This is a genomic window from Actinoplanes sp. CA-051413, from assembly GCF_050955795.1.
Lineage (GTDB): Bacteria > Actinomycetota > Actinomycetes > Mycobacteriales > Micromonosporaceae > Actinoplanes.
On record NZ_CP192100.1, the window covers coordinates 399,266 to 417,127 of the forward strand.

A 17,862-nucleotide genomic window follows, 5' to 3' on the forward strand; every position below is an offset into this window, starting at 1 on the left:
CCGAGATGGCGGCCGGGCTGCCGGCGCTCATGCTGCTGCTGTTCGCCGGGCTGACGGCGGTCGGTGCGGTGACCGCTCAGGGCCGGTGCGTGGACGCCGCCAGGGAGGGTGCGCTGGTCGCCGCCCGTGGCGGGCCGGGCGTCGCGGCGGCCGCCCGGATAGCTCCGGCGGACGCGCAGATCGGGCTGGTGGAGGGCGAGGAGACGGTGACGGTCACGGTGCGTGCTCCGGTTCCGATCCTGGGCGGCCACCTCCCGGCCATTTCGGTACGCGCGGAAGCCGTCGCCGCTCGCGAGCCCGAGTTGACCGGGACGGTCCCATGAGGACGGGCAGTGATCGGGGTGCCGCCTCGATCTTCGTGCTGGCCATCGGGCTGGTGCTGGTCGCAGCTGGGGTCGCCGGGGCGGCCGTCGGGGCGGCGCGGGTCGGGCGGCATCAGGCTCGGACAGCCGCTGACCTGGGCGCACTGGCCGGCGCAGTCCGCGCGGTGGAAGGCGTGGAGGTGGCCTGCCGAAGAGCCGAGCGGTTCGTCCTGGCCAACGGTGCGGAGATGGTCTCCTGCCGCGTCGAGGGCCTGGAGATCGTCATCGCCGTCCAGGTCACCGTGACGCCGTTGCCGGGACTCACGCGCTACGCGTCAGCTGCCGCCCGCGCCGGACCGGTCTGAGTCGCACTCGATAGCTGAGTAAGGACCGCGTCGAGGACGGCCACCGCGCCCTTCTTGTCCAGGGGGTTGTTGCCGTTGCCGCACTTCGGGGACTGCACGCACGACGGGCAGCCGGTCTCGCAGCCGCAGCTGGCGATCGCTTCCCTCGTCGCCTGGAGCCACTCCGCCGCCGTTGCGTAGGCGCGTTCCGCGAAGCCCGCCCCGCCCGGGTGGCCGTCGTAGACGAACACCGTCGGCGCTTCCGTGTCCTGGTGGTTCGCCGTCGACAGGCCGCCGATGTCCCAGCGGTCGCACGTCGCCATCAGCGGCAGCAGGCCGATCGCCGCGTGTTCCGCCGCGTGCAGCGCCCCCGGGAAGTCCGCCGGCTCCACCCCCGACGCCACGAGGAGGTTGGGTGAGAGCGTGAACCAGACCGCCACCGTGCGCAGCTCTCTCGGTGGCAGGTCCAGGGGCCGGGTGTCGATCACCTCGCCCGAGCCGATCCGGCGGCGCTGGTACGAGACCACCTGGTTCGTCACGTCCACCTCGCCCAGGAACAGGCCGACCGGGCCCGCGTTGACGTACTCGCGGATCGAGACCACCGACAGGTCCGTCACGTCGCGGGCGTGCGTCGACCAGTCCGGCTCGGCCGCGTGCACCAGGGCCACCGCGTCCTCCAGGTCCAGGTCGTCCACCAGGTACGACACGCCCTGGTGCAGGTACACCGCCCCGGTGTGCAGCGTGACGTGCGACGAGCCCTGATCCACCGTGCCGAGCAGGCGGCCGGTCGCCGACTCGACCACCGAGATCGGGGCCCCGCCCGTGCCGCGCAGGTCCACGTCCGGGCGGCCGCGGTGGGTCCAGAACCAGCCCGACGGCCGGCGGCGCAGCGCCCCCGAAACGGTCAGCGCTTCCACCGCCGCCAGCGCCGGCGCACCGCCGAACAGCTCCAGGTCCGCTTTCGTCAGCGGGGCCTCCACGGCGGCGCAGCACAGTTGCGGGCCCAGCACGTACGGGTTCGTCGGGTCCAGCACCGTCGCCTCGACCGGGCGGCCGAACAGCGCCTCCGGGTGGTGCACCAGGTACGTGTCCAGCGGATCGTCCCGGGCCACCAGCACCGCCAGCGCCTCGCCGCCGGCCCGGCCCGCCCGTCCCGCCTGCTGCCACAGCGACGCCCGGGTGCCCGGATAGCCGCAGATCAGCACCGCGTCCAGGCCGACCAGGTCGACGCCCAGCTCCAGCGCGTTCGTCGAGGCCAGCGCCAGCAGCTCGCCCGTCAGCAGGGCCCGTTCGATCGCCCGGCGGTCCTCCTTCAGATATCCCGCCCGGTACGCCGCCACCCGGTCACCCAGGCCCGGCACCACCTCGTCCAGCGCGCGCCGGGTCATCGTCGCCACCACCTCGGCACCACGCCGGGACCTGACGAACGCCAGCGTCCGGGTGCCCGCCACCACGGCGTCGGTCAGCAGGTCCGCCGTCTCGCTCAGCGCTGACCGGCGTACCGGTGGCAGCTCCGCCTCCAGGTCGTCGAGCTCGCGCGGCAGCAGCGGCGGCTCCCACAGCGCGAAGGTCGTCGCCCCGCGCGGCGAGGCGTCCTCGGTCACCGCGTCGACCGGCAGGCCGGTGAGGCGGCTCGCCGCGTGGGCCGGGTCGCCCGAGGTCGCCGAGGCCAGGATGAACGTCGGTTCGCTGCCGTACCGGGCCGCGACCCGGCGGAGGCGGCGCAGGACGTGCGCCACGTGCGAGCCGAAGACCCCCCGGTACGTGTGGCACTCGTCGATCACCACGTACCGCAGGCGGCGCAGGAACGCACCCCAGCGCGCGTGGCCCGGCAGCAGCGCGTGGTGCAGCATGTCCGGGTTGGTCAGCACGAAGCGGGAGTGCTGGCGGATCCACTCGCGTTCCTCGCGCGGGGTGTCACCGTCGTATGTGGCCGGCCGTACCCCGTCGACGCCCAGCCGGACCAGGGCGCGCAGCTGGTCCGCCGCCAGCGCCTTGGTCGGGGACAGGTAGAGCACCGTCGCGCGGGGATCTTCCACCAGCGCGGTCAGCGCGGGCAGCTGGTACGCCATCGACTTGCCCGAGGCCGTGCCGGTCGCCAGCACGACGTGGCGGCCCGCGCGGGCCAGCTCCGCCGCCGCGGCCTGATGCTCCCAGGGCGCGGTGATGCCCCGGTCGGCGAGCGCGGAGATCACGGCCGGCGCCGCCCACTGCGGCCACGGCACCGGGCGGCCGGCCCGTGCGGGCAGCTTCTCCACGTGGGTGACCGGCGACTGGCCGGCGCTGCGGGCGCGCAGCCGGTGCAGCAGTTCGGCCGGTCCGAGCCCGGTCAGTGCGCCGCGTGCGGCCGGGATTCCCGGGACGGTCGTGGTCACGTCTGCACTGTGACATCGGTATGGCCCGAACCTCAAACGGGTACGACGGGAGGGTGCGACGCGTCGTGCCCGGAGCGTCGGTGGTTAGATTCGCTGTGGAGATCGGCTGCCTGAAGGCTTGACCCCGAGGGAGGAGGACCGATGGAGCTGTCGCTGACGACCCGTACCGTCGGCGAGCACACGGTGCTCGACGTCGGTGGTGAGGTCGATGTCTACACGGCGCCGCGCCTGCGTGAGCGGCTCGTGGAGCTGGTCGACGGTGGGTCGCGCAACGTCGTGGTGGATCTCGCCCGCGTCGACTTCCTCGACTCGACCGGTCTCGGTGTGCTGGTCGGCGCCCTGAAGCGGCTGCGTGCCGCCAACGGGACGTTCGGCCTGGTCTGCGCCAAGGAGCCGCTGCTCAAGATCTTCCGGATCACCGCGCTCGACCAGGTGTTCCCGATCTACCCCTCCGTCGAGGCGGCCACCTCGACCTCGTCCGGCGATCGCGACGACAACCCCCCGACGGCGTGATGGCCACGGTTCGGCTGTCGTTCTCCCCGGCCCCGGTGCACGTGCGTACGGCCCGGCTGGTCGGCGTGGCGGTGGCTCGGCGGGCGGGTGTCGCCGAGGAGCTGCTCGACGAGGTGCGGCTCGCCATCGGTGAGGCGTGCACCCGGGCGGTCGCCCTGCACCGGCAGTACAACCTGCCCGACCTGGTGATGGTCGAGATGTCCGACACCGACTCGTACACGGTCCGGGTCATCGACCGGGCGCCGATCGAGGCCAGCGTCGGCCTGGCCAAGCTGCCGCCGGACGAGCTGGCCGACGAGTCGCTCACCGACGAGGCGCTGACCACCGGCGTGGGCTTCGCCCTGCTCGCCGGCTTCGTGGACGACCTCCAGGTGCGCCCGGTGGAAGAAGGCGCCGGCACCGAGGTCCGGATGGTCTGGCCCGTCCACCGGCGCTGAGACAAAGGCGCCGTTGAGCGCACAAATCACACCGTTCGGCGCATGGCATGGGAAACCCCCGCTGGGGGCGCGAAGCCTAGGCGGTAACCGATTCGGGTGCCAACCGCTAACACAGCGGTAAACATCACCCTGACACGGCCGGATCCAGGTGTGACCATCACCACGTTCGGCCGCTACAGTACGCCGGTAATCAGCTACTGCTCCCTGGTTCCGCGTCCGCGGGACCAGGTTGTCGTCTCCTAGAGCAGGGAGTGCGCCCGGCGGTTTCGTCCGCTGCCCGGGTGCGGTCGGTGTACAGGAGGACATTGATGTCCGGGACCTCCATAACCCTCGCTGCGGAAAGCAGCGGGGGGTCGCTCGACAGTTCGAACGTCACGTTCGTCATCGTCGCGATCGTTTTCGCGCTGGTGGCGCTGGCCTTCGCGGCTGTCTTCGTCAAGTCGGTGCTTTCCGCGGGCCGCGGCACCACCAACATGCAAGAGATCGCGGGGGCGGTCCAGGAAGGCGCTTCGGCGTATCTGTTCCGGCAGTTCAAGACCCTCGCCATCTTCGTCGTCATCGCGGTCGTGCTGCTGTTCCTGCTGCCGGTGCACAACACCGACAGCGAGACCACGGTCAAGATCGGCCGTTCGCTGTTCTTCATCGTCGGCGCGGTCTTCAGCGCGTTCATCGGCGGCGCGGGCATGGCCCTCGCGACCCGGGCGAATCTGCGGGTCGCCGCGGCCGCCGGTGAGGCCGGTGGCCGGGAGAGGGCGATGGGCATCGCCTTCAAGACCGGTGGCGTGGTCGGCTTCCTCACCGTCGGCCTGGGCCTGTTCGGTGGCGCGCTCGTCGTGCTGATCTACCGCAGCGACGCCGCGACCGTGCTCGAGGGCTTCGGCTTCGGTGCCGCGCTGCTCGCCATGTTCATGCGGGTCGGCGGCGGCATCTTCACCAAGGCCGCCGACGTCGGCGCCGACCTGGTCGGCAAGGTCGAGCAGGGCATCCCGGAGGACGACGCGCGTAACCCCGCGACCATCGCGGACAACGTCGGCGACAACGTCGGTGACTGCGCCGGCATGGCCGCCGACCTCTTCGAGTCGTACGCGGTCACGCTGGTCGCCGCGCTGATCCTGGGCCAGGCCGCGTTCGGTCAGGACGGGCTCATCTTCCCGCTGATCGTCTCCACGGTCGGTGTGGTCATCGCGATCGTCGGTGTCTTCATCACCCGCCTGCGGGCCTCGGACAAGAGCGGCCTGACGGCCATCAACCGAGCCTTCTACATCTCGGCGCTGCTGTCCGCGGTCATTGTGGCGATCGTCAGCTTCGTCTACCTGCCGGACACCTTCGCCGGGTTCGGGGACGCGGCGAGCATCGATCCCGACGTGGTCGCCAGCGGCCGCAATCCGCAGCTCGTCGCGATCGGCGCCGTCGTCATCGGCATCGTGCTGGCCGCCGCCATCCAGGCGCTGACCGGCTACTTCACCGAGACCAGCAAGCGCCCGGTGCAGGACATCGGCAAGTCGTCGCAGACCGGCGCGGCCACCGTCGTGCTCGCCGGCATCAGCGTCGGCCTGGAGTCGGCCGTCTACTCGGCGCTGGTGATCGGCGCCGGCGTCTTCGGGGCCTACCTGCTGGGCGGCACCTCGATCACGCTGTCGCTGTTCGCGGTGGCCCTGGCCGGCACCGGTCTGCTCACCACGGTCGGCGTCATCGTCGCGATGGACACCTTCGGCCCGATCTCGGACAACGCGCAGGGCATCGCGGAGATGTCCGGCGACATCGACGAGAACGGCGCGCGGATCCTGACCGAGCTCGACGCGGTCGGCAACACCACCAAGGCGATCACCAAGGGCATCGCGATCGCCACGGCCGTACTGGCCGCGACGGCGCTGTTCGGGTCGTACACGAACACCCTGCAGTCGTCGCTGGCGGACGCGGGCATCCCGGCCGACCAGATCGGCGCACGCATCCTCGGCCTGCTGAACATCTCCGACCCGCGCAACCTGGTCGGCCTGCTCATCGGCGCGGCGGTCGTGTTCCTCTTCTCCGGCCTCGCCATCAACGCCGTGTCCCGCTCGGCGGGCGCGGTCGTGATGGAGGTACGCCGCCAGTTCCGCGAGTTCCCGGGCATCATGGAGCGCACCCAGCGCCCCGAGTACGGCAAGGTCGTCGACATCTGCACCCGGGACGCCCAGCGTGAGCTGCTCACTCCCGGTCTGCTCGCCATCCTGGCGCCGATCGCGGTGGGCTTCGGCCTGGGCGCCGGCGCGCTGGCCTCCTACCTGGCCGGTGCGATCGGCGCGGGCACGCTGATGGCCGTCTTCCTGTCCAACTCCGGTGGCGCTTGGGACAACGCCAAGAAGCTGGTCGAGGACGGTGCGTACGGAGGCAAGGGCTCCGACGCGCACGAGGCCACGATCATCGGCGACACGGTGGGTGACCCGTTCAAGGACACCGCCGGTCCGGCCATCAACCCGCTGCTCAAGGTCATGAACCTGGTGTCGCTGCTGATCGCCCCGGCCGTGGTGACCCTGAGCATCGGCACCGACGCCAACGACCCGGTCCGGATCACCCTCGCGGTGGTCGCGGCCCTGATCGTGGCCGGTGCGGTGGTCTGGAGCAAGCGCAAGCCGATCTCCATGGGCGAGCCCAGCCCGACCACGGAGACCAAGTCGGAGCGGATCAGCGCCTGATCCCAGCACGGCTGAGAGGGCACCCGGCACTCGCCGGGTGCCCTCTGTCGGAGGTTGGCCGTACGCTGCAATCCATGCGCACGGCCCGCACCACACCCTTACTGCTTGTTCTCTCGTTCGTCGTGACACTGGGTGGTTGCGCGGGCGGTCCCGCGCCCCGCGCCTGGGCCGCCTCGGTCTGCACGGTGCTCGCGCCCTGGCGCTCCGAGATCGGCACCCTGGCGACCCGCACCCAGCAGCAGATGACCGCCGAGACCACCCCGGCGCAGGCCAAGGAAAACCTGACCCGGCTCTTCGGCGGGGCCGAGTCGGCCAGTGAGAAGGCCCGGGCCGGCGTACGCAAGGCCGGCGTCCCGGACGTCGAGCAGGGCAAAGAGGTCGCCGACAGCTTCACCGCCTCGCTGAGCGCGATGCGCGACGCGTACGGGCGGGCCAAGAGCGGCATCGCGGCGCTGGCCACCAGCCCGTCGAAGGACTTCTACACCAAGGTCGGCTCCGTGGTGAACACCCTCAACGTCGAATACAAGCAGAGTGAGCTGGACACCAGCCGGCTCGACTCGGAAGAGCTGAAGAAGGCGTTCGACGAGGCGCCGGAATGCCGCTGACGGGCACCTGCTGATGACGGAGCGCCGCTGACCATGACCGAGCCCGGGTGGCCGCTGATCCCGCGTGAGGTGCTGCCCGCGCCGGTCCCGGACGCCCGGATCCCGGCCGCGCCGAAGGTCCGGCGCCGAGCGGCGCTGACGGTGCCGGCCGGCCGGCAATTGTCGATCTTCGGGGTGGAGGCGGCCGATCCGTCGCTGGCCGACCTGGCCGGGCTGCTCACCGGTCCGGGGCGGCTGGGCCGGATGGGCGGTACGGCCAGAGTCGCGGTCCGGGTGGACGCCGCCTGGCGGGTGCACGTGCTGGTCGAGGAGCTGGTCTCCCGGGGCCTGGTGGTCACCTGGGCGCCGGTGACGACCGACGGCGTCGACGATCACGTGGCGGAACTCACGGCCGAGCCGGTGGAGCTGACGCTGGCGGCCGTCGAGGAGCCCGCCGAGCCGGCCGACGAACCGGCCGCAGCCGACGACGAGGGCGCGACCGGCGACGAGCCCGGGGACGTTGAAGCCGTGACTGTAGATAAGAAGGAGAACGCGGAGCCCCGTACCGTCTCTTTCGAGGTCCGGACCGCTTACAGCAGCCGGCTGGACCCGCTCGCCCGGGCCTGGCCACCGCCGGCCGACCGGCTCTTCCTGACCGGGTCGCAGCTGCGGTTGTGGGTCGCCGCGGCCGGGTCGCCGCGGCCCGAGGGCTACGCGCTCGGTCTGGATCCCGACGGCTTTCTTGACAAAGCCGCCGACGCGGCGCTGACCCGGGTCGGTCTGGCCGGCACCGTGCAGGCCGGTCCGGCGTACGTCATCGCAGGTCGCAGGCGTCTCGCCCGGCTCGCCGAGCTGGTCGGCGAACGGCCCGCCGCGGCACCCGAAAGGCTGTGGCCGGGCGCCGCCGCCGGTTGACCTTCCCCGATTGTGTCCGACACGACGCCATGTTCCCGGTGTACGGTGTCGCCGTCGGAAGCATGCGGTGGCCGGACCGTTACCATCCGACTTCTCCGTTGCCCGGGGAATGCCTGCTCGTCCGGCGCGTTACGTTGGACGTCCGCGTGTCCGTCGTCCGCGACGGTCCGCCGATCGATCGAGAAGTGTGGGAGTGCCGTGCCGGAGAAAGCCAGGACGACCCGTCTGGTCATCGTCGAGTCCCCGTCGAAGGCCAAGACGATCGCCGGCTATCTGGGGCCCGACTATTTTGTCGAGGCCTCCTTCGGTCATGTCCGGGACCTGCCGAAGAACGCCGCCGACGTGCCCGCCAAGTACAAGGGCGAGTCGTGGGCGCGGCTCGGCGTCGACGTCGACAACGGCTTCCAGGCGCTCTACGTGGTCTCGCAGGACCGTAAGGCCCAGATCGCCAAGCTGACCAAGCTGGCCAAAGAGGTCGACGAGATCCTGCTCGCCACCGATGAGGACCGCGAGGGCGAGGCCATCGCCTGGCACCTGGTCGAGACGATCAAGCCCAAGGTCCCGATCAAGCGGATGGTCTTCCACGAGATCACCAAGGCGGCCATCCAGGCCGCGGTGGCCAACCCCCGCGAGATCGACAAGGACCTGGTCGACGCGCAGGAGGCCCGGCGCATCCTGGACCGGCTCTACGGGTACGAGGTCAGCCCCGTCCTGTGGAAGAAGGTGATGCCCCGCCTGTCCGCCGGGCGCGTCCAGTCCGTGGCCACCCGGATCGTGGTCGAGCGGGAGCGCCAGCGGATGGCGTTCCGCACCGCGGAGTACTGGGACATCAACGCTCTGCTGTCGGTGCAGGGGAGGACCGAGGGCACCAAGTCGTTCTCGGCGACCCTGATTGCCCTGGACGGCGACCGGATCGCCACCGGCCGTGACTTCGAGCCGACCACCGGCCAGGTCAAGCCCGGCGCCGGCGTGGTCCACCTGGACGGCGACGGGGCCCGCGGGCTCGCGGCGCGTCTCGAGGACCGCCCGTTCACGGTCACCCGCGTGGAGGAGAAGCCGTACCGGCGTAAGCCGTACGCGCCATTCATCACCTCGACGCTGCAGCAGGAAGCCGCCCGCAAGATGCGGTTCTCCTCGTCGCAGACCATGCGCACGGCCCAGCGGCTGTACGAGAACGGCTACATCACCTACATGCGTACGGACTCGGTGAACCTCTCCGAGACCGCGATCAGCGCGGCCCGCCGCCAGATCGCCGAGCTGTACGGCGCCAACAACGTGCCGCCGCAGCCGCGCCGCTACACCGGCAAGGTCAAGAACGCGCAGGAGGCGCACGAGGCGATCCGCCCCGCGGGGGACAACTTCCGTACCCCCGGCGAGGTCGCCAACGAGCTGTCCACCGACGAGTTCAAGCTCTACGAGCTGATCTGGCGCCGTACGGTCGCGTCGCAGATGACCGACGCCGTCGGCAACTCCGTCTCGGTGCGCATCCGCGCGATCTCCACCGCCGGTGAAGAGGTCGACTTCGGGGCCAGCGGCAAGACCATCACCGACCCGGGCTTCCTGCGCGCCTACGTCGAGTCGTCCGACGACGAGAACGCCGAGGCCGAGGACGCCGAGCGCCGCCTGCCGAACCTGGTCAAGGACCAGCCGCTGACGGCCGAGGAGCTCAACGCGATCGGTCACCACACCTCGCCGCCCGCCCGCTACACCGAGGCGTCGCTGGTCAAGGCCCTGGAAGAGCTGGGCATCGGCCGCCCGTCGACCTACGAGTCGATCATGCGGACGATCCAGGACCGGGGGTACGTGGAGAAGCGCGGCCAGGCGCTGATCCCGTCGTTCATCGCGTTCGCGGTCGTCGGCCTGCTCGAGGGCCACTACCCGCGGCTGGTCGACTACAACTTCACCGCCGCGATGGAGACCCAGCTCGACGACATCGCCGGTGGCGACCACGCGGCCCTGGACTTCCTCACCTCCTTCTACTTCGGCAGCGACCTGGGCGCGGACGACTCGATCGCCAAGGCCGGCGGCCTGAAGAAGATGGTCACCGAGAACCTCAGCGACATCGACGCCCGCGCGGTCAACTCGATCCCGCTGTTCACCGACGACGCCGGCCGCAACGTGGTGGTCCGCGTCGGCCGCTACGGGCCGTACCTGCAGCGGGCCCTGCCCGACGTCACCGAGGAGGCGCCCGAGGACCGGGTGTCCATCCCCGAGGGCGTCGCGCCGGACGAGCTGACCGTCGAGAAGGTCACCGAGCTCTATCTCGGTGGCGGCGGCGAGCGCAGCCTGGGCGACGACCCGGCCACCGGCGAGTCCGTGACGCTCAAGTCGGGTCGCTTCGGCCCGTACGTGCAGAGCGGCGAGAAGAAGTCCAGCCTGTTCAAGTCGCAGACGCCGGACACGCTGACCCTCGAACAGGCCCTGCGGCTGCTGGAGCTGCCCCGTACGGTCGGCAAGGACCCTGAGGGCGCGGAGATCGTCGCGGCGAACGGGCGCTACGGCCCGTACGTGAAGCGCGGTGACGACTTCCGTTCGCTGGAGAGCGAGGACAAGCTCTTCACCGTGACGCTGGACGAGGCGCTGGCCCTGCTCTCCGCCCCGAAGGCCCGCCAGCGCCGGGCCGCCGCGCCGCCACTGCGCGAGATGGGCAACGACCCGGCCACGGACAAGCCGATGGTGATCAAGGAAGGCCGCTTCGGCCCGTACGTGACGGACGGCGAGTTCAACGCGTCGCTCCGCCGCGGCCAGACGCCGGAAGAGCTGACCATCGCGCAGGCCTCGGAGATGCTCGCCGAAAAGCGCGCCAAGGGACCCGCCCCCAAGAAGAAGGCCGCCGCCAAGAAGGCGCCGGCCAAGAAGGCGGCAGCCGCCTCCTCCGACGCCACCCCCGCCAAGAAGGCCGCAGCCAAGAAGGCACCCGCCAAAAAGGCCGCTGCCAAGAAGGCCACCCCCGCCAAGCGAGCCACCAACTCCTCCCCGGCTGCCAAAAAGGCCGCCCCCGCCAGGGCGACTGCCAACGCGGAATAGTGGACCTTGGTAAAAGTGGCCCTCAGGAGGGCCGTTTTTTACCAAGATCTTCTAGGGATGGGCGCCAGCCGGCGGAGAGCAGGGCGGCGCGGAGCTGGGCGGCGACGGCAGCGGGAGAGTGGCGTACTGCCCAGGTGGGGAAGCGGAGGACGCGGTCGCCGTTGATCCACAGGTCGTTCTGCCGTCGCATGTCGGCCCACGCGTGCCGCGGGTCGAAGTGCTGGCTGCCGTCGATATCGATGTGCACGCCCCACTGCTCGTAGCGCGCGTCGAGGTAACGCCGCCGGCCTGAGGCGTCCCGCCGGACCACTTGGCGGGCGGGTTGCGGCAGGCCGTGCGCGTGGCACAGCCGGCCCAGATCGATCTCGGCGAGCGAGTGCGCCCCACCGGCGGCGTCGCGGGCGGTCTGCGTGATCAGTCGCCGCCGCGGGATACGGGTGAGCCGACCCAGCACCTCCTCGACGCCGCGGATGGCGACCAGTCGCTGCTGGAAGGCGGCGGCAACCACGGCCCGCGCCTGATCATCGGTGCGCGCCCATGAGGCCGCGTCGACCACGGACCGGGCCATCCGAGTGCGTGGGGGGCTCGCCGATGGGGTCGTCCGGGTGAGTGGTGCGGTGCACGACGACGTCCGGCGGGAGCCCGGAAGGTCGACTGCCGGCCGGCACGAGCAGGTGGATGCGCTCCTCGTCGTAACCGCGCAAGCCGCCGGCCTGTGCTGCGCTGACGCCGGCAAGCATCGCGTCCGGTCCGGCGGCGAGCACGGCGATCCAGCGCCGCTCGTCGGCGGAGATCGGGCCGTTGTGCGTGACGAGCACCGACCGCGCCGGTTGCTGCCAGCGGCCGGTCGTGATGCGGTGGCGCACCGCCTTGCGGGAGGTCAGCGCGACAGCCTGTGCCATGGAGATTACTGAGTTCACCGGGCCAGGGTGGCGGACGTCGCCTGCCTGTGGATGGGGCTGTGGATAACTAGCCGAGGACGCGGTCCAGGTAGGCGTTGGTGAAGGTGCGGGCCGGGTCGAGCTGGTCGCGGACAGCCACGAAGTCGTCGAACTTCGGGTAGGCCCGGCGTAGTGATTCCGCGTCGCGGTAGTGCATCTTGCCCCAGTGCGGCCGTCCGCCCAGGGGCTCGCACACCGCCTCGAACGCCCGGAAGTACGGCTCGTACGGGCTGCCGCTGAACTGGTGCACCGCGATGTACGCCGAGTCGCGCCCGTAGCCGTGCGACAGCCAGATGTCGTCCGGGCCGGTGAACCGCACCTCGACCGGGAACTGCACCTTGAACGGCAGCTTCTCGATGATCCGGGGCAGCGCCCCCAGCGCCTCGCCCAGACACTCCCGGGGGATCTCGTACTCCATCTCGGTGAACCGGACCCGGCGCGGTGTGCAGAAGACCCGGTCAGAACGGTCCGTGTACGTGCGGGCGGTCAGCGCACGAGCAGCGACGGCGCTGATGCCCGGCACGGTCGCCGGAACAGCCCGGCCCAGCCGGCAGGCGGCCTGGAAGACCGTGTTGGCCAGCAACTCGTCGTCCAGCCAGCCCCGGAACGCCGACAGCGGCCGGTCCGAGACGGACACCTTGTTGTTGCGCTTGAGCTGGGCCCGGTCCGTGTACGGGTACCAGTAGAACTCGAGGTGATCGTTGGTCGCGATGCCCTCGTCCAGGCTCGCGAGCACCTCGGACAGGGCCATCGGCCGTTCGTCGGCCAGCAGGACGAACGCGGGCACGCAGCGCAGCGTCACCTCCACGAGGACGCCCAGCGCCCCGATGCCCAGGCGGGCCGCGGGGAACAGGGGCGAGCTCGCATCGATGCGCTGCACTTCGCCCGTACCGGTGACCAGGGTGACCGCCTCGACGCAGGAGGCGAGCGTGGAGTGGGCTTGACCACTGCCGTGCGTACCGGTGGAGATGGCCCCGGCGACCGTCTGCTGGTCGATATCGCCGAGATTGGGCATCGCCAGGCCGTGCTCCGCCAGGAGCCGGTTGAGCCGGTGCAGCGGCATGCCGGCCTGCACCGTGACCAGGTCGCCGTCGACCGCGACCAGCTCGCTCAGCCGGTGCAGCAGCAGCCGCCGGTCGTCGGCGACCGCGATCGCGGTGAACGAGTGCCCGCTGCCGACCGCCTTGACTTTGTGTCCGGTGGCGGACGCCTCCTTGACGAGGGCGGCCACCTCGTCGACAGTGCCAGGGGTCAGGACCTCGGCGGCCACGGAGTGCTGGTTACCGCCCCAGTTGCGCCAGTGCAGAGACATAGTCATTCCGGCTTTGTCCTCCCGACGAGCGGACAGTCGCACAAAACCGGGAATGCCGCGTGTCCCCGGCGTCCCGTCGATGCATCTCGCTCGTTGATCCGAGTAACGTTCCCATTATCACTGCTGAGAGGGAGTGGCGACGCGTGTCGACACCAACCGTCACCACCGGACCGCTGCGGCGGGTTCCGGTGCAGGGCAGAAGCGTTGCCCGGGTCCAGCGCATGCTCGACGCCTGCGCGGAGCTGGTGGACGAGGTCGGGTACGAGGGCCTGACCACGACCCTGCTCGCCGAGCGGGCCGAGGTCGCCATCGGCTCGGTCTACCAGTTCTTCCCCGACAAGCGGGCCATCGTCCAGGCCCTCGCCATGCGCAACATGGACGCGTACCTGCAGTCGCTGTCGGCACGCTTCGCCAACGAGACGTTCGCCCACTGGTGGGACGGCGTGGACGCGGCGATAGACGCCTACATCCACATGCACCGCAGTGTGCCGGGCTTCCGGACGCTGCACTTCGGCGACGTGGTGGACCTGCACCTGCTCGACGCCGAACGCGACAACAACGCGGTCATCGCCGACCGGCTGGCCGAGCTGCTGGTGGAGCAGTTCCAGCTGATGGACCGGGCGCGGCTGCGCTTCGCCCTGCTCATCGCGGTGGAGGCGTCGGACGCGCTGATCAAGCTGGCGTTCCGGCGCGACGTGACCGGCGACGAGGCCGTGCTGACCGAGGCCAAGGCGCTGATCAGGGAGTATCTGCACCGGCACGTGCCCGCCTGAGTCAACCGAGGAACGCATACCCCTCTCCCCGGTACGTCGGGGTCGGCGCGGCCGTGTCGCCGTCGACGAGGTGCACCTCGTTGACGTGTTCACACAGCTCGCCGGCCTTGGCGTGGCGGAACCACACCCGGTCGCCCGGCCGCAGGTTCCCGGCCGCGGCGCCCAGCAACGGCGTCTGCACCTCGCCGGCGCCCTCGTCGCCGCGCATGTGCAGGCCCTCGGGCAGCCACGGGGTGGGCTGGCGGGACGGTCCGGTCGGCCCGGAGGCGATCCAGCCGCCGCCGAGCACGGTCGCGATCCGCGGGCCCGGCCGGCGGACCACCGACAGCGCGAAGAACGCTGCCGGGGTCGGCTGCCAGGCGCGGTAGCCGTCGAACAGGGTGGGTCCGAACAGTCCCGAGCCCGCGGCGACCTCGGTCACCGACGGGTCGGCGGCGGTCAGCGCCATGCTGCCGGTGCCACCGCCGTTCACGAACTCCAGGTCGGCGTGCTCGCGTACCGCCCGGACCGCGGCCAGCCGGCGGCGCAGCAGCTCGGGCAGCGACCGGCGCTGCATCATCCGGATCGCCCGGGCCCGCAGGGCCTGCCCGGGCGGGGCGTCGCCGAGACCGGCGATGTGCGCCTCGTAGGACATCATCGCGACCAGGCGGAAGCCCGGCCGCTTGACCAGCCGGGCAGCGAGGGATCCGGCCTGGGCCGCGGAGTGGACGGGGGAGCGGCGGACGCCGATGTGCAGCGGCCCGGCGGGCCGCCAGGAGGCGTCGAGTTCCAGACAGATCCGCACGTCGGGCCGCCGGCCCGGCGCCACGACGGCATCGACCAGGTCCAGGTGGGCGGGATGGTCGACCATGATCGTGATGGCGGCGGCCAGCTGCGGGTCGGCGGCCAGCTGGGCGATCGCGGTCCGGTCGACGCTGGGGTACGCCACCAGCACGTCGTCCGTGACACCACTGCGGACCAGCCAGATCGCCTCCGGCAGGGTGTACGCCATCACGCCGGACCAGCCGGGGCGGGCCAGCACCCGTTCGAGCAGGGACCGCACGCGGACCGACTTGCTGGCCACCCGGATCGGTTTGCCCGCCGAGCGGACCGACAGGGCGGCCGCGTTCGCGTCGAAGGCGGCCAGGTCGACCACGGCCAGCGGGGTCTCCAGGCCGCTGGTGGCGCGGTCGAGTCGTTTCTGCAACGCGGTGCGTTCGACGATCACGCCAGCAACCTAACCGGTCGCGGCCATATGCGAAACACCTTCATGAATGCGCCACCCGAACGGGCGCAGCCACGACCTGCCGGGTACGCCCGTTAGAGTGCTTCGAGCAGTGACCACGGGGAGGTAAGGGCCATCGACACCGAAACGAGCTCGGCACGCAAGGACGCCAGCCCCCCGGTGGACCTCTCCGGGGCGGCGGCGCTGCGTTCCGTGCTGCGGATCCGCCCCTTCCGGCGGCTCTGGCTCGTGCTCAGCGTGGCCTCGTTCGGCGACTGGATCGGCACCCTGGCCACCGCGCTGTTCGCCTCCCAGCAGGTCACCGGCAGCGTGGCGCAGGGCAGCGCGTTCAGCAGCACGATCGCGATCCGGCTGCTCCCGGCGCTGCTGCTCGGCCCGATCGCCGGCGTCATGGCCGACCGGTTCGACCGGCGCTACACCATGGTCATCTGCGACATCCTGCGCTTCTTCGTGTACGGCTCGATCCCCGTCGTCGCCCTGTTCAGCGACTCCGGTGGCCTCATCGTCACCTGGGCGGTCATCGCCACCTTCATCGGCGAGACGGTCACCTTGATGTGGATCCCGGCCAAGGAGGCCGCGGTCCCCAACCTGATCCCCAAGGGCCGGCTCGAGGTCTCCAACCAGCTCACGCTGATCACCACGTACGGCATCACCCCGATCCTGGCCGCCCTCGCGCTGGCCGCCCTCGACGGTGTGGTCCGCGGACCGATCGGCGGCCTGCCGGACTGGGCCGAGCCGGTGCAGATCGCGCTCTGGATCAACGCCTTCTCCCGGGCCGCCACGGCCGCCGTCGTCTTCTTCGGCATCAAGGAGATCAGCGAGGGCCACCGCGAACGCAAGGAGAAGAACGCCGAGACGTCGATGTTCCGCCAGTTCGTCGAGGGCTGGAAGTACATCGGCGGCACCCCGTTCGTCCGCGGCCTGGTGCTCGGCATCTTCGGCGCGTTCGCCGGCGCGGGCATCGTCATCGGCACCGCCCGCTTCTTCACCGCCTCCCTGGGCGCCGGTGACGCCGCGTTCTACCTGCTCTTCGCCACCCTGTTCATCGGCCTGGCGGTCGGCATCGGCCTCGGCCCGATGGTGGTCAAGGAGCTGTCCCGGCGCCGCTGGTTCGGCATGAGCATCGTGCTCGCCAGCGGCGCGGTCGGCTTCCTGTCGGTGGCGTTCCACCTGTCCATGGCGCTCTTCGGTGCGCTGTTCGTCGGTGCGGGCGCCGGCATGGCGTTCCTGGCCGGCGTCACCCTGCTCGGCGGCCAGGTCAACGACGAGGTACGCGGCCGGGTCTTCGCCGTCGTGCAGATCGGCGCCCGGCTCGTCCTGCTGCTGGCGATCTCGCTGGCCGGTCTCCTGGTCGGCCTGGGCAGCTCCCGCACCATCTCGGCCGGCAGCCTCTCGGTCGACATCTCCTCCACCCGCATCCTGCTGCTCGTCGCCGGCGTCATCGGCGTCTGGACCGGGATCAGCGCGTTCCGCCAGATGGACGACAAGCGCGGCGTACCGGTGCTGGCCGACCTGTGGAGCTCGATCCGCGGCCGCCCGCTGTCACCGGGCGAGGACTTCACCCGGCACGGCATCTTCGTGGTCTTCGAAGGCGGCGAGGGCGCGGGCAAGTCGACGCAGGTCACCCGGCTGTCGGAGGCCCTGATCGAGGCCGGGCACGACGTGGTGGTGACCCGCGAACCGGGCGCGACGGACATGGGCGCGCGGATCCGCAGCCTGGTGCTGTCCAACGGCGAGGGTGCCGACGCGCCGTCGCCGCGCGCCGAGGCGCTGCTCTATGCCGCCGACCGGGCCCATCACGTGGCCACCGTCGTGCGCCCGGCGCTGGCCCGGGGCGCGGTCGTGATCAGTGACCGGTACGTGGACTCGTCGCTGGCGTACCAGGGGGCCGGTCGCACGTTGCCGGTCCAGGAGATCTCCTGGCTGTCGTCTTGGGCGACCGGCGGCCTCAAGCCGGACCTGGTGGTGCTGCTCGACGTCGACCCGACCGTCGGGCTGGGCCGGGTCGACGAGCGTGGCCTCGGCACGGATCGGTTGGAGAGCGAGTCCCGGTCCTTCCACGAACGCGTCCGCTACGCCTTCCTCGACCTGGCCTCGGCGGACCCGAAGCGCTACCTGGTGCTGGACGCGGCCCGCCCGGCGGACGAGATCGCCAACGCGGTCGCGACCCGGCTCAACGCGATGCTCACCGAAGGCGACGACAGCCACCCGGACCCGGCGTCGACCGCGGTGCCGCCGGGGCCGGACCTGAACGCGCCGGACCTGGCGGACACGATGGTGGTCCCGCCGCACGCGGGCCCCGACGAGACGCTGGTGATGCGGACGGGGTCGGGCGCGGTGGCGACGAGCGGCTCGGACGAGACGATCGTGGTGCGGCCGGCCTCGGCCGCCGGCCCGGACGACACCATGGTGATCCGCCCGGGCGCCGGCCCGGACGAC

At 71.3% G+C, this 17,862-nt stretch carries 14 protein-coding genes and 1 pseudogene; 10 read left to right on the forward strand and 5 right to left on the reverse strand.

Features of this window, described 5'->3' with window-relative positions; genetic code table 11:
• Positions 1 to 5 precede the first annotated feature (5 nt).
• Both ACQP2Y_RS01890 and ACQP2Y_RS01895 read left to right on the forward strand, forming a co-directional pair.
• On the forward strand, positions 6 to 323 hold the full coding sequence (locus tag ACQP2Y_RS01890; protein ID WP_433731695.1) for a TadE family type IV pilus minor pilin: 318 nt from the start codon (positions 6 to 8) through the stop codon (positions 321 to 323).
• Positions 320 to 667 carry an Rv3654c family TadE-like protein gene (locus ACQP2Y_RS01895; protein ID WP_433723981.1) on the forward strand — a complete coding sequence of 116 codons (348 nt, stop codon included), beginning with the start codon at positions 320 to 322 and terminating at the stop codon, positions 665 to 667. Before ACQP2Y_RS01890 ends, ACQP2Y_RS01895 begins: the two co-directional genes overlap by 4 nt.
• Here the strand turns inward: ACQP2Y_RS01895 and ACQP2Y_RS01900 are convergent.
• The gene (locus ACQP2Y_RS01900) at positions 631 to 3,021 is read right to left on the reverse strand and encodes a DEAD/DEAH box helicase (RefSeq protein WP_433723983.1); all 2,391 of its coding nucleotides are present in this window, start codon (positions 3,019 to 3,021) and stop codon (positions 631 to 633) included. The two genes, ACQP2Y_RS01895 and ACQP2Y_RS01900, sit on opposite strands and share 37 nt — an antisense overlap.
• A gap of 141 nt (positions 3,022 to 3,162) precedes the next feature.
• Between ACQP2Y_RS01900 and ACQP2Y_RS01905 the strand changes: the two genes are divergently transcribed.
• The 6 genes from ACQP2Y_RS01905 to topA all read left to right on the forward strand — a co-directional run bounded on the left by ACQP2Y_RS01905 (position 3,163) and on the right by topA (position 11,172).
• A complete protein-coding gene (locus tag ACQP2Y_RS01905; RefSeq protein WP_212993692.1) occupies positions 3,163 to 3,534 on the forward strand; it encodes an STAS domain-containing protein in 372 nt (123 codons plus the stop codon).
• The gene (locus ACQP2Y_RS01910; protein ID WP_212993691.1) at positions 3,531 to 3,971 is read left to right on the forward strand and encodes an ATP-binding protein; all 441 of its coding nucleotides are present in this window, start codon (positions 3,531 to 3,533) and stop codon (positions 3,969 to 3,971) included. The genes ACQP2Y_RS01905 and ACQP2Y_RS01910 overlap by 4 nt, the downstream gene beginning before the upstream one ends.
• A gap of 308 nt (positions 3,972 to 4,279) precedes the next feature.
• Complete coding sequence (locus ACQP2Y_RS01915) at positions 4,280 to 6,646, forward strand: sodium-translocating pyrophosphatase (RefSeq protein WP_433723986.1); 2,367 nt, start codon at positions 4,280 to 4,282, stop codon at positions 6,644 to 6,646.
• 74 nt (positions 6,647 to 6,720) lie between these two features.
• Complete coding sequence (locus tag ACQP2Y_RS01920; protein ID WP_433723988.1) at positions 6,721 to 7,251, forward strand: hypothetical protein; 531 nt, start codon at positions 6,721 to 6,723, stop codon at positions 7,249 to 7,251.
• 33 nt (positions 7,252 to 7,284) lie between these two features.
• Positions 7,285 to 8,145 (forward strand): hypothetical protein, encoded by an 861-nt coding sequence (locus tag ACQP2Y_RS01925; protein ID WP_433723990.1) that lies wholly within the window; start codon positions 7,285 to 7,287, stop codon positions 8,143 to 8,145.
• Positions 8,146 to 8,343: 198 nt separating this feature from the next.
• A complete protein-coding gene (gene topA / locus ACQP2Y_RS01930; RefSeq protein ID WP_433723992.1) occupies positions 8,344 to 11,172 on the forward strand; it encodes a type I DNA topoisomerase in 2,829 nt (942 codons plus the stop codon).
• Between the two features lie 22 nt (positions 11,173 to 11,194).
• On the opposite strand, the gene ACQP2Y_RS01935 is transcribed toward topA, so the two are convergent.
• From ACQP2Y_RS01935 to ACQP2Y_RS01945, 3 genes are all read right to left on the reverse strand, one after another.
• Positions 11,195 to 11,728, reverse strand: a complete 534-nt coding sequence (locus ACQP2Y_RS01935) for a hypothetical protein (protein ID WP_433723994.1) — start codon at positions 11,726 to 11,728, stop codon at positions 11,195 to 11,197.
• Positions 11,694 to 12,074: a hypothetical protein gene (locus tag ACQP2Y_RS01940; RefSeq protein ID WP_433723995.1), complete on the reverse strand. Its 381-nt coding sequence runs from the start codon at positions 12,072 to 12,074 to the stop codon at positions 11,694 to 11,696. Before ACQP2Y_RS01940 ends, ACQP2Y_RS01935 begins: the two co-directional genes overlap by 35 nt.
• 67 nt (positions 12,075 to 12,141) lie before the next feature.
• Entirely contained in the window at positions 12,142 to 13,431 is a 1,290-nt protein-coding gene (locus ACQP2Y_RS01945) for a D-arabinono-1,4-lactone oxidase (protein ID WP_433723997.1), read from the reverse strand.
• Positions 13,432 to 13,568: 137 nt separating this feature from the next.
• On the opposite strand from ACQP2Y_RS01945, the gene ACQP2Y_RS01950 reads away from it, so the two are divergent.
• Positions 13,569 to 14,198, forward strand: a complete 630-nt coding sequence (locus ACQP2Y_RS01950; RefSeq protein ID WP_360819551.1) for a TetR/AcrR family transcriptional regulator — start codon at positions 13,569 to 13,571, stop codon at positions 14,196 to 14,198.
• Between the two features lies 1 nt (position 14,199).
• Here the strand turns inward: ACQP2Y_RS01950 and ACQP2Y_RS01955 are convergent, their stop codons facing one another.
• On the reverse strand, positions 14,200 to 15,405 hold the full coding sequence (locus tag ACQP2Y_RS01955; RefSeq protein ID WP_433724000.1) for an amino acid deaminase/aldolase: 1,206 nt from the start codon (positions 15,403 to 15,405) through the stop codon (positions 14,200 to 14,202).
• A 246-nt stretch (positions 15,406 to 15,651) separates the two neighbouring features.
• Here ACQP2Y_RS01955 and tmk point away from each other — a divergent pair.
• A pseudogene (gene tmk, locus ACQP2Y_RS01960) lies at positions 15,652 to 17,727 on the forward strand (dTMP kinase); the annotation flags it as partial.
• Positions 17,728 to 17,862 lie beyond the last annotated feature (135 nt).

Coding starts and splice junctions, on each gene's coding strand:
- ACQP2Y_RS01890 (WP_433731695.1), top strand. CDS start 6: ATGGCGGCCGGGCTGCCGGCGCTCATGCTGCTGCTGTTCGCCGGGCTG.
- ACQP2Y_RS01895 (WP_433723981.1), top strand. CDS start 320: ATGAGGACGGGCAGTGATCGGGGTGCCGCCTCGATCTTCGTGCTGGCC.
- ACQP2Y_RS01905 (WP_212993692.1), top strand. CDS start 3,163: ATGGAGCTGTCGCTGACGACCCGTACCGTCGGCGAGCACACGGTGCTC.
- ACQP2Y_RS01915 (WP_433723986.1), top strand. CDS start 4,280: ATGTCCGGGACCTCCATAACCCTCGCTGCGGAAAGCAGCGGGGGGTCG.
- ACQP2Y_RS01920 (WP_433723988.1), top strand. CDS start 6,721: ATGCGCACGGCCCGCACCACACCCTTACTGCTTGTTCTCTCGTTCGTC.
- ACQP2Y_RS01925 (WP_433723990.1), top strand. CDS start 7,285: ATGACCGAGCCCGGGTGGCCGCTGATCCCGCGTGAGGTGCTGCCCGCG.
- ACQP2Y_RS01940 (WP_433723995.1), bottom strand. CDS start 12,074: ATGGCACAGGCTGTCGCGCTGACCTCCCGCAAGGCGGTGCGCCACCGC.
- ACQP2Y_RS01945 (WP_433723997.1), bottom strand. CDS start 13,431: ATGACTATGTCTCTGCACTGGCGCAACTGGGGCGGTAACCAGCACTCC.